The sequence below is a fragment of the Mucilaginibacter sp. R-33 genome, from assembly GCF_049949235.1.
In the GTDB taxonomy this organism is placed as follows: Bacteria; Bacteroidota; Bacteroidia; order Sphingobacteriales; family Sphingobacteriaceae; genus Mucilaginibacter.
On record NZ_CP188089.1, the window covers coordinates 4,253,294 to 4,267,036 of the forward strand.

The following is a 13,743-nucleotide window of genomic DNA, read 5'->3' on the forward strand; positions in this document are numbered from 1 at the left end:
ATAGTCTTGCAACTACTCTCTCAATCAACCACTCACCTTAATCCTTCACGAAGAAAGCTTCGGGCAATTAGTATTACTCGGCTATGATGTCACCACCTTTATACCTGTAACCTATCAACGTAGTAGTCTCCTACGACCCTCAATGGAAGTCTCATCTTGTGGCTAGTTTCGCACTTAGATGCTTTCAGCGCTTATCTATTCCCAACGTAGCTACTCTGCAGTACACCTGGCGGCATAACAGATTCACCAGAGGTTAGTCCAACCCGGTCCTCTCGTACTAAGGTCAGCCCCACTCAAACTTCCTACGCCCACAACAGATAGGGACCGAACTGTCTCGCGACGTTCTGAACCCAGCTCGCGTGCCACTTTAATGAGCGAACAGCTCAACCCTTGGGACCTTCTCCAGCCCCAGGATGTGACGAGCCGACATCGAGGTGCCAAACCTCCCCGTCGATATGAGCTCTTGGGGGAGATCAGCCTGTTATCCCCAGCGTACCTTTTATCCTTTGAGCGATGGCCCTTCCATGCAGAACCACCGGATCACTATATCCGTCTTTCGACCCAGCTCGACTTGTCTGTCTCACTGTCAAGCAAGCTTATGCTATTGCACTCCGCGTACGGTTACCAAGCGTACTGAGCTTACCTTTGAAAGCCTCCGTTACCTTTTTGGAGGCGACCACCCCAGTCAAACTACCCGCCAAACAATGTTCTCCACATTGCAGAGTTAGACACCAAATACAGAAAGGGTGGTATTTCAACGTTGACTAACCAACTCCTAGCGAAGCTGGATCACAGTCTCCCACCTATCCTACACATCCTGTATCCGATATCAATGTTAAGCTATAGTGAAGGTGCATGGGGTCTTTCCGTCCCGTTGCGGGTAACCGGCGTCTTCACCGATACCACAATTTCACCGAGCTCATGGCTGAGACAGCGCCCAGATCGTTACACCATTCGTGCAGGTCGGAACTTACCCGACAAGGAATTTCGCTACCTTAGGACCGTTATAGTTACGGCCGCCGTTTACTGGGGCTTCGATTCAATGCTTCGCCTTGCGACTAACATCCCCTCTTAACCTTCCAGCACCGGGCAGGTGTCAGGCCTTATACGTCATCTTGCGATTTTGCAAAGCCATGTGTTTTTGTTAAACAGTCGCCTGGGCCTTTTCACTGCGGCTGACATTGCTGCCAGCGCCCCTTCTCCCGAAGTTACAGGGCCATTTTGCCGAGTTCCTTAGCCATGATTCACTCGAGCACCTTAGGATTCTCTCCTCGACTACCTGTGTCGGTTTACGGTACGGGTTTTTATTACCTGAAGCTTAGCGGGTTTTCTTGGAAGTCTGATTACCTGAACTATCACATCCCCCGAAGGTTCTGTGTACTATCAGCTTTCAGCAAAGTCTGCGTACTTAACTACAAACTCTATACCTACAGCCTTTAACGAACTATTCCGTCAGTTCGCGTCAGTGTCACTACTCCGTCACCGCATCGCAGTAATAAAAAGTACTGGAATATTAACCAGTTGTCCATCGGCTACGCCTGTCGGCTTCACCTTAGGCCCCGACTAACCCTGATCCGATTAGCGTTGATCAGGAAACCTTAGTCTTTCGGTGGGCGGGTTTCTCTCCCGCCTTATCGTTACTTATGCCTACATTTGCTTTTCTATTCCCTCCACAGTCAGTTACCTTCCTGCTTCGCCGGATAATAGAATGCTCCCCTACCAGTCATATTAATATGAATCCATAGCTTCGGTATACTGCTTGATGCCCGTTTATTATCCATGCCCGATCGCTCGACTAGTGAGCTGTTACGCACTCTTTAAATGAATGGCTGCTTCCAAGCCAACATCCTAGCTGTCTGTGCAATCGGACCTCGTTAGTTCAACTTAGCAATAATTTAGGGACCTTAGCTGATGGTCTGGGTTCTTTCCCTCTCGGCCATGGACCTTAGCACCCATAGCCTCACTCCAGCGTATATTATAAAGCATTCGGAGTTTATCTGGATTTGGTAGGATTTGACTCCCCCGCACCCAATTAGTAGCTCTACCTCTTTATAACTCAACCGCCAGGCTGTTCCTAAAAACATTTCGGGGAGTACGAGCTATTTCCCAGTTTGATTAGCCTTTCACCCCTACCCACAAGTCATCCGGAAACTTTTCAACGTTTATCGGTTCGGTCCTCCAGTACCTGTTACGGCACCTTCAACCTGCCCATGGGTAGATCACAAGGTTTCGCGTCTACCTCCCCTGACTATACGCCCTTTTCAGACTCGCTTTCGCTTCGGATCCGTGTCTTAAACACTTAACCTTGCCAGGGAAGAGTAACTCGTAGGCTCATTATGCAAAAGGCACGCCGTCACGGTGTTAACCGCTCCGACCGCTTGTAAGTACACGGTTTCAGGTTCTATTTCACTCCCCTGTTCGGGGTTCTTTTCACCTTTCCCTCACGGTACTGGTTCACTATCGGTCTCTCAGGAGTATTTAGCCTTACCGGATGGTGCCGGCAAATTCCCACAAGGCGTCTCCGACCTCGCGGTACTCAGGATACCACTATCCTATCATTCATTACCCGTACGCAGCTCTCATGCTCTATGGCAGGGTTTCCCACCCCCTTCCGGTTCTTCTTGATATTCATGTTGTGGTCCTACAACCCCTGCTATGCCGTAACATAACAGGTTTGGGCTTCTTCCATTTCGCTCGCCACTACTCTGGAAATCACTATTGTTTTCTCTTCCTCTGCTTACTTAGATGTTTCAGTTCGGCAGGTTAGCGCATTTATGCAATTAGTCTTCAACTAATTAGGTTTCCCCATTCGGAAATCTGCGGATCAATTCATATTTGCTAATCCCCGCAGCTTATCGCAGCTTATCACGTCCTTCTTCGCCTCTGAGAGCCAAGGCATCCCCCGTGTACCCTTTCTTACTTTCTTCTACTCATGCGCCTTTTGCGCCGCATGGTATGTCTTTATTTTAGTCCGTCGTTCGACAGAGTCAAGAGTTCAGGAGTCAGGAAGCAAGATTACTCTTGTTTCTTTATTCTTGTAATCTTGGTTCTCAATCAAACAACTTCCTATCTGTTGTTTTCTCTTGTTTTCAATTACTTCTTCCAATATGTCAAAGAACGTTAGTTGTTAGTGGCAGTCTTTAGTTGCAGCGGCAGTTTCCTGCTTCTGCTACTTATTACTGTTACTTACAAAGTGTGGAGAATAACGGATTCGAACCGTTGACCCCCTGCGTGCAAGGCAGGTGCTCTAGCCAGCTGAGCTAATCCCCCTTTCAGATGAGTGGGCAGTGGTTAGTTTACAGTGGCAGTTAATTACTGCTGCTGCTACTTCTTACTGCTACTTCCCCTTGTGTAGTCCCGAGCAGATTTGAACTGCTGACCCCTACATTATCAGTGTAGTGCTCTAACCAAGCTGAGCTACAGGACTATTTGTTTTTAGTTGCAGTTATCAGTTGCAGTTTGCAGGACTTTTCTGCCTACTGCTGCTGCCACTGCTTACTGCCACTTGTCCTGTGCTTACTTGCGTTTGCACATTCCACAGATGGCTTCATCTTCTGGGTTTCCTTTTGTCTTTTTTTTGTGTTTTAAGAAATATCATGTAGGTAACAGTTCCGAGTCAATCAGAGATACTGCTCCAGAAAGGAGGTATTCCAGCCACACCTTCCGGTACGGCTACCTTGTTACGACTTAGCCCCAGTTACCGACTTTACCCTAGGACGCTCCTTGCGGTTACGCACTTCAGGCACTTCCAGCTTCCATGGCTTGACGGGCGGTGTGTACAAGGCCCGGGAACGTATTCACCGCGTCATTGCTGATACGCGATTACTAGCGAATCCAACTTCACGGGGTCGAGTTGCAGACCCCGATCCGAACTGTGAATGGCTTTAAGAGATTGGCATCCTGTTGCCAGGTAGCTGCCCTCTGTACCATCCATTGTAGCACGTGTGTAGCCCCGGACGTAAGGGCCATGATGACTTGACGTCGTCCCCTCCTTCCTCTCTATTTGCATAGGCAGTCTGTTTAGAGTCCCCACCTTAAATGCTGGCAACTAAACATAGGGGTTGCGCTCGTTGCGGGACTTAACCCAACACCTCACGGCACGAGCTGACGACAGCCATGCAGCACCTAGTTTCGTGTTCCGAAGAACTGTGACGTCTCTGTCACATTCACTAACTTTCAAGCCCGGGTAAGGTTCCTCGCGTATCATCGAATTAAACCACATGCTCCTCCGCTTGTGCGGGCCCCCGTCAATTCCTTTGAGTTTCACCCTTGCGGGCGTACTCCCCAGGTGGAACACTTAACGCTTTCGCTTAGACGCTGACCGTATATCGCCAACATCGAGTGTTCATCGTTTAGGGCGTGGACTACCAGGGTATCTAATCCTGTTTGATCCCCACGCTTTCGTGCCTCAGCGTCAATCATACTTTAGTAAGCTGCCTTCGCAATTGGTGTTCTGTGACATATCTATGCATTTCACCGCTACTTGTCACATTCCGCCTACCTCAAGTACATTCAAGCTCTTCAGTATCAAGGGCACTGCGATAGTTGAGCTACCGTCTTTCACCCCTGACTTAAAAAGCCGCCTACGCACCCTTTAAACCCAATAAATCCGGATAACGCTTGGATCCTCCGTATTACCGCGGCTGCTGGCACGGAGTTAGCCGATCCTTATTCTCAAGGTACATTCAACCCGGTTCACGAACCGGGGTTTATTCCCCTGCAAAAGCAGTTTACAACCCGTAGGGCCGTCTTCCTGCACGCGGCATGGCTGGTTCAGACTTCCGTCCATTGACCAATATTCCTTACTGCTGCCTCCCGTAGGAGTCTGGTCCGTGTCTCAGTACCAGTGTGGGGGGTCATCCTCTCAGATCCCCTAAACATCGTCGCCTTGGTATGCCGTTACCACACCAACTAGCTAATGTTGCGCATGCCCATCTTGATCCTATAAATATTTGATTATAATACGATGCCATATCATAATGTTATGCGGTCTTAATCTCTCTTTCGAGAGGCTATCCCCCTGATCAAGGTAGGTTACATACGTGTTACGCACCCGTGCGCCACTCTCATTAGGAGCAAGCTCCCAAATCCCGTCCGACTTGCATGTATTAGGCCTGCCGCTAGCGTTCATCCTGAGCCAGGATCAAACTCTCCATTGTAAAATGTTTTGTTTAACCACTGACCCTATTATTAATTAATAGAATCTGTATTATATATCTTTATACAGTCTCTCTTCTTTTTCTAACTCTTCAATCTTCCTCAGCCTTAGCTTTGGTTAATCTCCCGTTACGCTACATGATTTCCATTTCTTAAAAGAACTTTTCCGCTTCATCATCCGAATCAGCTATTATGTCGTCGCAATTCGCATTGCTTAACTTGTCAGTTTATTTCCCCGAAAATCGCTTCCGGCTCTTTTGTTTTACTCATTAACCATCGTTAACTTTCTTCCGTCTTTTATTGACCGAACTCGCTCAGCCTCAACTTCTTTCGCTCTCTCAAGCACCCTTCCGTTTGGGTCTGCAAAGGTAGAAAACCTTTTCTTATTTCCAAAACTTTTTTATTTTTTATTTTTAAAGTTTTGCAGTGCTTCTCTCTCTTCTCTTTCCCTCGTTTGCGGGCTGCAAAGGTGTGGATTTTTTTTCATTCCCACAAAAAAGATTTTAATCTTTTTTTTCCTCTACTTTTCTATCCTTTTAATGTACTAACCCGCTAACTCGCTTCCTCGTTTGCGGGCTGCAAAGGTAGCCACTTTTATGCCTTCTCCAAATTATTTCTACCTATTTTCCTTAATGTTTCCTTAACATACTATACATCAGGCAAAAAAGTTTATACAAGCCTCGAAAACCAGCGTTAGGAATAGCAGCGGGTACCGGCCAACGAGCGTAATGCCTGCAGGCGTATGAGCGAATAGCCCGGTCAGAGGCAACGCCCTCATTCAGCTTGCTGTTTTGAGCACACAATTAATACTTACAAAAATAAGGACTCTTCAACATCCGGGCTATAGATAACTTATCCAATTGCAATCTCTACTATATACTTAGGAAGATAACCGCGGGAAACTCACCCAACGATGACTTGCATACCTCCGGCACACCAAAGATTCATTTGATATCTACAACCTTTTGTACCTCCGGTGTAACTATATGTCTCTATTGTTAAACTGCCACCCACGGCTATTAACTTAAGAGACTGCGAGGCCTCAACTTGCACTCAAAAAATTAACATTAAGCTATGCACAGTTAATTCTACAAACTAAATGTTCATACTATAATTCTCCTCCTTAAAACCTTCAGATTAATGAAACCCCAAAAACCATATACACGATATAAGAAACGGACATTTTAATCGTATTAATCAAGGAAGCTTACACTCCCAACCTGGCAATAGTTAAAAGATGTTAAATACACTATATATATAGGTACGGAGCCAAAGCCTCGTTATATATTAGCGGCTAAATAAAAATTGATTGATTTATATTATTAACTATCTTTGCAAAATGTTTAAAAAGCAACTAACGTTATTAGCCAGTGTTTTAGCTATCGTAATTATTACGCTTGGCAGTTGTAAAAGCAAATACGAAAAGTTAAAAGCCAGTAACGATTACGCTAAAAAATATCAGGAAGCTATTAAGTACTATAATAAAAAGGACTATAACAAAGCTTTAGGTTTATTTGAGGTACTGGTGGAGCGATACCGTGGCCGTGAAGGTGCAGAAGACCTCTTTTATTACTACGCGTTTACGTATTACAAACAAAAAGATTATACATCGGCAAGATATCATTTTAAAACATTTGCCGATACCTATCCTTCAAGCCCAAGAGCGGAGGAATGCCGCTTTTTCTCTGCTTATTGCTACTACCTTGATTCGCCAATATATTCACTTGATCAGGATAATACATTAAAAGCTATTGACGCTTTGCAGTTGTTTATTAACCTTTATCCAAAAAGCGACCGTGTAGCGGAGGCCAGCAAGCTGATCCAGAACCTGCGTGATAAACTGGAAACCAAAGCTTATGCCAACGCCAAACTTTATTTAACCATCAGCGATTATCAATCGGCAGTAATTGCGTTCAACAATGCACTGCGCGACTATCCTGATACCAAATATGGCGAGGAAATGGAATACCTTATTGTTAAAGCACAATATCAATATGCTTACCATAGCTTTGAAACCAAACAGGAAGACCGTTTTAACCAGGCTATAGCTTATGCCGACCAGTTTGCCGAAAAATATCCGAATAGTAAATACCTGCACGAAACTCAGGCATATATAAAAGACAGCCAGCAGGGCATAAAACAGGCGCAGCGTTTAATTGCCGAAGCAATGAGCAATGAAAAAACCGCAAAAAAACTTTTAAAGAAAGATACCGTAACAACAACATCGCCATCTGAAAAAAATCAGCCGCAAAAAATACCATATTAATTAAGATATATTAAAGAGTTTAAATTAAGATATGACAGCTAACAACAGTAATAAACCAGCAGCAGCCAGCAGCACTGTAACCCGCGATTTACGCGAGCTGGATACCAAAACAGAGAACATCTATGAGTCGCTTGTGATTATGTCAAAAAGGGCAAACCAGATCTCGAACAACATTAAAGAAGAGCTTCACCAGAAACTTTCTGAATTTGCATCATCAAATGATAACCTGGAAGAAGTATTTGAGAACCGTGAGCAAATTGAAATCTCAAAATATTACGAAAAATTACCTAAACCGTCATTAGTTGCCGTTCAGGAATTTTTAGATGGTAAAGTATACTACCGTAACCCAACTAAAGAGGTTTAGTCTCCCGGCTCCTAAAAAAGTAGCTTCGGAAATTTATTTATATCGTGAAAAACTCCCTTATCGGGAGTTTTTTCTATTTTAGCCTATATTTATCCTTTCGCCTATTGGCGGATCTGAGCTTATGCTTAAAGACAAACACATTGTTTTAGGAGTTTGCGGCAGTATTGCAGCCTACAAATCGGCACTGCTGGTTAGGTTGCTGGTTAAAGCAGGCGCCAACGTTAAAGTGGTGATGACTGCCGATGCCACCAACTTTATTACACCGCTTACACTCTCAACGCTTTCAAAAAACCCGGCGCTGGTTGACTATTTTAACGCTGATACCGGCGAATGGAACAACCATGTTGAGCTTGGCCTTTGGGCCGATATGATGGTCATTGCTCCTGCTACGGCCAACACTCTTGCTAAAATGGCTAACGGCCTTTGCGATAACCTGCTTAACGCGGTATATCTTTCGGCCAAATGCCCGGTTTATTTTGCTCCGGCTATGGACCTGGATATGTGGCTGCACCCGGCTACCCGCCAAAACGTAAGCAGGCTGCAATCATTTGATAACATCATGATTCCGCCCGGTAACGGCGAACTTGCCAGCGGCCTGTATGGTGAAGGCCGGATGGCCGAACCTGAAGAAATTGTTGCTTTCCTGGAAGCTGAATCAAAAAAAAAACTCCGTTTAGCCGGTCATAAAATACTGGTAACCGCCGGACCAACTTATGAAGCTATAGACCCAGTACGGTTTATCGGCAACCATTCGTCGGGCAAAATGGGGTTTGCTATCGCAGATGAACTGGCCTTGATGGGGGCCGACGTCACTTTAGTGACCGGGCCGACTGCGCAAATCAGCAAGCAGCAAAATATAAAACGGGTTAATATTATTTCGGCGGCACAAATGTTAGAGGCCTGCTTAACCGCTTATGGCGATGCAAAGGCCTGTATCATGAGCGCTGCCGTTGCCGATTATACCCCGGCTGATGTTGCCACTCAAAAGATCAAGAAAAGAGACGACGATCTGCGCATCGAACTGAAGAAAACCACTGATATTTTAAAAACCCTTGGCGAGGCCAAACGCGAAGGACAAATATTGGTTGGTTTTGCTTTGGAAACCAACGACGAGGAAATGAACGCGATAACCAAGCTGCAAAAGAAAAATCTTGACTTTATTGTACTAAATTCGCTTAATGACGCGGGTGCCGGTTTTGCAGGCGATACCAATAAGATAACTATTATTGATCGTGAGCTTAAGAAAACTACTTTCGACCTGAAAAGCAAGGAAGCAGTAGCCCGCGATATTTGCAATAAAGTTGCCCAACTGATAAACGGATGAAAAAACTGCTGCTTTATACTTTGCTAATGTTTCTTTGCTGCCGGAGCGGGGCCCAGGACCTGAATGCACGTATACAAGTATTATCGCCCAAGATACAGGTTGCGAATAAGCGCGTTTTTCAAGCCCTGGAAACTGCCATGAAGGATTTCCTGAACGGCCGCAAATGGAGCGCTGATCCAATTTTACCGCAGGAGAGAATAGATTGCAATTTTGTGCTGAACATTACCAACTGGGATGGCAGCAGTAATTTTACCGGCGAGCTGCAAGTACAATCGTCCCGGCCGGTTTATGGCACATCCTATACCTCTACCTTATTAAATCTTAATGATAAAGATGTTAGCTTTAGTTATACCGAAGGCCAGACTATTGACTATACCGATCAAAATTTTCAGGGAAATTTAAGTTCGATCATGGCTTTTTATGCCAACATTATTATCGGCCTTGACTATGACACGTTTTCAAAATTTGGAGGCACGCCATATTTTTTAGCTGCCCAGACCATCGTAACCAATGCGCAAACATCATCATATGGTGGCTGGAAAGCGTTTGATGGCAATGTAAACCGCTACTGGTTATCCGAAAACCTGAATAATAAACTATATAACCCGTTACGCAGCTTTTTGTACGATTATCACCGCAACGGGCTCGATTTAATGGCCGATAATGTAAGCAAAGGCCGAAAAGCTATTGATGCCCTGCTGCCTTTACTACAGCAAATAGATCGACAACGTGTGGGCGCAATGCTTCCGCTTATATTTTATACAGCAAAAAGTGATGAACTGGTTTCCATTTACAGCAAGGCCGATAACCAGGAACGGTTAACCGCCATGAACCTGTTTTTAAAGCTCGACCCTGCTAATGGGAATAAATATCAAACATTGCAGAAATAATCCTTACTGTCAGTTTGAAAACAAATAAAGAAGTTGAGGAACGACAAAGTAATCCCTACTTAAAAGAGCAGGCTTTTTAGTTTGGCTTATTGATAGTTACAATTTGTAAGTTAACGATTATTAAGGTGTTCCATTTCCATCAGCTTTATAACATGGGCGTTGCCTGCGGCCCGGGCTATCCGTTCATACGCCCACAGGCTGAAAGCCCAATGTCATTAAGTTAAGGAATCATAAGGCGTCTTTTTGGTTTTTGGTGACGATAGGCTTGTCCTTATAGCGATATTTTTGTGTATTTCTGGGATTATTTCTGTTTGGGCGTATGGGAACAGTATTTTTAAGGAACAATGATTCGAGTTCCGCTAATATTTGCTCTAATGGCCCGTCTTGATGTAGCAATTCTATGACCCTATTTTTTAAGAATCCGTAAGAAAGGTTTGTATTGACTTTATGGTCATACAATCTCTGTTTATTCTGCTCTTCAAACTCATCAACTAAACTGCTGATGATGACTGATTGAAGATTACTTATAAAGACTGCACAGCCGATATCTTGGTTGATCGTTTGATCGGAATAACCCGAAAAATATTCGATCTTCAGCTTGTTTTTCAACTCATCCATAAACGTCTCTATACCCCACCTCATAAAGTAAAGCTTCATAAACAGCTTCGATGGATGTTTCTGACTATCCAGCAAGGTAGTAATCAGTACTTCTGTTTCCCCGTTGGGGAGATCGATTCTTAGTAAACGTACTTGGATACTTGTTTTTCTGCTGTAGTTTTTGCCTTTGAACGATTTGTCCTGATCGGGGTACATCAAGGTAATTAAAGACGCTTTCCACCTGCTACAAATTCCTTTACCAGGTTAGAATGAACGGTCTTCGCCCGGATTAAACAATCAATATCCGCCTGAACATGCTCATAAATAAAGGCAAAGGATGGATACCCGCGGTCATAAATAATCAAATCGCCTTTTTTCCATTGATGCTTATGCATCAATGCAAGGTCGCGTTCAGAGGCTCTTCCTTTGCCCAACACAACATCAAGTGTCAGTTTATTCATCACATCAAACAGTACGGACATTTTTGCCTGCACGATCGACAAGGTCGCGGCGTTGCTGACTACGCCGTATTGCTGCTGTAATTCTTTGGTAAATGGTAAAGTTAGTTCGGAACTGTCTGCCGCCAGGATTCGCAATCCATGTAAAAGCTTTACCTCATCATTTTCAGGCCTGTAAAAGCCCTGGATAATAACAGACGAAAGATATTTGAATACCTCGGGATTGATCTTTTTCCGATTTTGAACGAAGGCGCTGGACGTAAACGGCAATACCCGATGTGAAAGCTTGTTATTCAATTGTTGTAAAAAGCCATCTATCTCTACGCTAAGGCTCTTTTTAAGCTGATTGACCATCAGAAGGATAGCAGACAGAAATGATTGCTTACGAGTTCTGGTAAAGTGTTTATCGTCCATCTTAAACTGCGCCGCTAAGTTTGGATTAACTAACTCGGCCCTCACCTTTTCAAGCAGAAAAAGTGAGTTTTTTTTGCAATTTAACTACTTGATTATGAATTAAATATAATAAAAAATAATCAAAATTTAAATTAATAAACTGACAAACAGATACTTATGGCTTAACTTAATGACATTGGGCATTAGCCACACGGCAGGTATCCGCTCCTATCACTAACACGATTTTTTACTACTCCTGAACCAATCTCAAAATTTCGGGCAGGTTCGGATAACGGATACTTAAGGGTATTGATTCATAAAGAGGATAAAATCGCTCGCGGCCAATCCAATATTCCGTAAGGCCTTGCTTAACTTCTGTCGTGTAAATTAACCGCTTGCCCGTAGCCGGTTTTATTATATAGGTATGAAAATTAAAACTTCCCGGTTTAAGCTTAATACGCTCGCCTTTTTTAATAACATTCTTTTTCGTAACAGAGTCCCATCCAAGTATCTTTTCCTGATATAGGGTATCGGCCGGTACGACTGATATTACTTCATAAATGGTAAAAGACCTGCTTCCTGCATTTATCCATTTTAAAACCATATGACTACCAACCACACGCTTTTCAAATTTCAACCGTGTAAACGATTGATTGGCATAAACATCAAACAACTTCAAATCTCCAATTATCTTATCGTTTACACCATCGTGTTCAGCTTTTAGAAGATACCTATCTTTCTTTAAATCAATTTTCAAGTTATTTGTGTTGGCTTGATTGCCAACACAAAATAATATGATCAAAAGCGAAATACGTCTCAGCATAACCGTAAAATTAGCAATTGATATTACTCAATAAAATTCAGTCGCTTATCCTCTCTAATTTTTCGTAATAAGTTTTTTACATTCAGATGATATAAATATATTAGCAGGAGCACTAATTAATCCCTAAATAATTGGCTCCCGCTGCTTACCGGCTCACCTTAACCTTAATTGTACTTTTAAGTACCTGCAAGCTGTTTGCCCAAACCCTGGTTGATCCGGTTGATTCGTTACAAACACAGTTAGACGCCAATGGGATCTTAGCTTCTATATTCAGCGGCAAAAGCAGCAAACCTACCGCGGTTACCGAACAGGTACGAAACCGCACCTACTGGTCGGTATTGCCATCGGCCGCTTATAACCCGAGTGTGGGGTTTGCAGTTGGGGTAATTTCGTCAGGAGGGAAATACTTTGGCGATCCTTCAACCACAACGCTTTCGGTAATTAATGCGGGCTTTTACCTGTCAACAAGCGGGCTCTCTACTTTTGAGTTTAAGCAAAACGCATTTTCAGCCGAAAACAAGCGGAACTTGCAGGGCACTGTACAAATAGGGAAAACCGTTGCTATGGACAACGGCCTCGGCGCCGACAGGCGCAGTTTTGGCGAAGGCAGCTTTTTCATGAATAGAACCCATTTTGACAATAATCCTGATGCATTCCCTATCCGTTATGTACATATCAAAGCTAATGAGCGTATCTACCGTAAACTGGCCAACCATATACGTAGGCGCCGGGCTAAGCTTTAATTATTACAGCCATATAGATGATGACCGCAAGGATATCCCCATATCAAAAACTCATAACTACCGCTATAGTATCCATAACGGTTTTCCTGTTAACTCGTACCAGGTTAATGGCTTGTTGTTCAATTTCCAGTTCAATAACCGCGACCAGCCTAACCGCCCGTTCAGGGGTATTTATGCCGATATAGTTTTGAGGAGCAACCAAACCTGGCTGGGAAGCAACCGCAATGCCATGCAGGTAAAGTTTAAGTTCAGGAAATACTGGAGCCTGTCATCAACCCACCCGAACATGTTTTTGCGTTGTGGCACTGGTCAAACTATTTGTTAAGCGGGGCGCTGCCCTACCTTGAACTACCCGGCACCGGCAGCGATGCTTATGACCGCATTGGCAGAGCTTTCATTATTGGCAGGTTTAAAGGCATGTCGTTTGTATATAATGAGGCAGAATACCGCTTTCCGCTAACAGGCAATAAGTTGCTCAGCGACGTTGCTTTTGTTAACGCCGAAATGGCAAACAATCAGCAACGCAAAAAGCTATTCAGGTACCGGGAGCCCGGTGGCGGCACCGGATTGCGGCTGTTGTTTAATAAATACACACGCCCTAATCTATGTATTGATTATGCCAGGGGAGCTTATACCTCAAGGGTTTCTTTTTGGGACTTAACGAGGTGTTTAGCTGTAAGCAGGCTCAAATAACAATAATACCGCTATAAACTGGTGTCATTTTTGTA

Annotated in this window: 10 protein-coding genes, 2 tRNA genes and 2 rRNA genes; 7 read left to right on the forward strand and 7 right to left on the reverse strand. The window is 44.0% G+C overall.

What is annotated here, in order from left to right; genetic code table 11:
* Positions 1-47: 47 nt before the first annotated feature.
* The 4 genes from ACP26M_RS17510 to ACP26M_RS17525 form a co-directional block, all read right to left on the reverse strand.
* A 23S ribosomal RNA gene (locus ACP26M_RS17510) occupies positions 48-2,927 on the reverse strand.
* A gap of 269 nt (positions 2,928-3,196) precedes the next feature.
* Positions 3,197-3,270, reverse strand: a tRNA-Ala gene (locus tag ACP26M_RS17515).
* 82 nt (positions 3,271-3,352) lie between these two features.
* Positions 3,353-3,427 (reverse strand) — tRNA-Ile (locus ACP26M_RS17520).
* A gap of 211 nt (positions 3,428-3,638) precedes the next feature.
* Positions 3,639-5,159: ribosomal RNA gene (locus ACP26M_RS17525) — 16S ribosomal RNA — on the reverse strand.
* Together the 16S and 23S rRNA genes with 2 tRNA genes alongside form the textbook arrangement of a ribosomal RNA operon.
* Positions 5,160-6,496: 1,337 nt before the next feature.
* Between ACP26M_RS17525 and ACP26M_RS17530 the strand changes: the two genes are divergently transcribed.
* The 4 genes from ACP26M_RS17530 (at position 6,497) to ACP26M_RS17545 (ending at position 10,001) form a co-directional block, all read left to right on the forward strand.
* Positions 6,497-7,423 (forward strand): outer membrane protein assembly factor BamD, encoded by a 927-nt coding sequence (locus ACP26M_RS17530; protein ID WP_176624999.1) that lies wholly within the window; start codon positions 6,497-6,499, stop codon positions 7,421-7,423.
* Positions 7,424-7,454: 31 nt separating this feature from the next.
* Positions 7,455-7,787 carry a DNA-directed RNA polymerase subunit omega gene (locus ACP26M_RS17535; protein WP_090529735.1) on the forward strand — a complete coding sequence of 111 codons (333 nt, stop codon included), beginning with the start codon at positions 7,455-7,457 and terminating at the stop codon, positions 7,785-7,787.
* 121 nt (positions 7,788-7,908) lie between these two features.
* Positions 7,909-9,111 carry a bifunctional phosphopantothenoylcysteine decarboxylase/phosphopantothenate--cysteine ligase CoaBC gene (gene coaBC / locus ACP26M_RS17540; protein WP_426581860.1) on the forward strand — a complete coding sequence of 401 codons (1,203 nt, stop codon included), beginning with the start codon at positions 7,909-7,911 and terminating at the stop codon, positions 9,109-9,111.
* On the forward strand, positions 9,108-10,001 hold the full coding sequence (locus ACP26M_RS17545) for a DUF4835 family protein (RefSeq protein ID WP_426581862.1): 894 nt from the start codon (positions 9,108-9,110) through the stop codon (positions 9,999-10,001). Before coaBC ends, ACP26M_RS17545 begins: the two co-directional genes overlap by 4 nt.
* 228 nt (positions 10,002-10,229) lie before the next feature.
* Here the strand turns inward: ACP26M_RS17545 and ACP26M_RS17550 are convergent, their stop codons facing one another.
* The 3 genes from ACP26M_RS17550 to ACP26M_RS17560 all read right to left on the reverse strand — a co-directional run bounded on the left by ACP26M_RS17550 (position 10,230) and on the right by ACP26M_RS17560 (position 12,206).
* The gene (locus ACP26M_RS17550; protein ID WP_426581864.1) at positions 10,230-10,814 is read right to left on the reverse strand and encodes a hypothetical protein; all 585 of its coding nucleotides are present in this window, start codon (positions 10,812-10,814) and stop codon (positions 10,230-10,232) included.
* 8 nt (positions 10,815-10,822) lie between these two features.
* Positions 10,823-11,470, reverse strand: a complete 648-nt coding sequence (locus ACP26M_RS17555) for a transposase (protein ID WP_426581866.1) — start codon at positions 11,468-11,470, stop codon at positions 10,823-10,825.
* Positions 11,471-11,699: 229 nt separating this feature from the next.
* Positions 11,700-12,206, reverse strand: a complete 507-nt coding sequence (locus tag ACP26M_RS17560; RefSeq protein WP_426581868.1) for a hypothetical protein — start codon at positions 12,204-12,206, stop codon at positions 11,700-11,702.
* 197 nt (positions 12,207-12,403) lie between these two features.
* On the opposite strand from ACP26M_RS17560, the gene ACP26M_RS17565 reads away from it, so the two are divergent.
* The 3 genes from ACP26M_RS17565 to ACP26M_RS17575 are packed head-to-tail and all read left to right on the forward strand — an operon-like array spanning position 12,404 to position 13,708.
* Positions 12,404-13,015 (forward strand): hypothetical protein, encoded by a 612-nt coding sequence (locus tag ACP26M_RS17565; protein WP_426581870.1) that lies wholly within the window; start codon positions 12,404-12,406, stop codon positions 13,013-13,015.
* Entirely contained in the window at positions 12,957-13,340 is a 384-nt protein-coding gene (locus ACP26M_RS17570) for a BamA/TamA family outer membrane protein (protein ID WP_426581872.1), read from the forward strand. The genes ACP26M_RS17565 and ACP26M_RS17570 overlap by 59 nt, the downstream gene beginning before the upstream one ends.
* Complete coding sequence (locus tag ACP26M_RS17575) at positions 13,334-13,708, forward strand: hypothetical protein (protein ID WP_426581874.1); 375 nt, start codon at positions 13,334-13,336, stop codon at positions 13,706-13,708. Before ACP26M_RS17570 ends, ACP26M_RS17575 begins: the two co-directional genes overlap by 7 nt.
* The last annotated feature ends 35 nt before the right edge of the window (positions 13,709-13,743 follow it).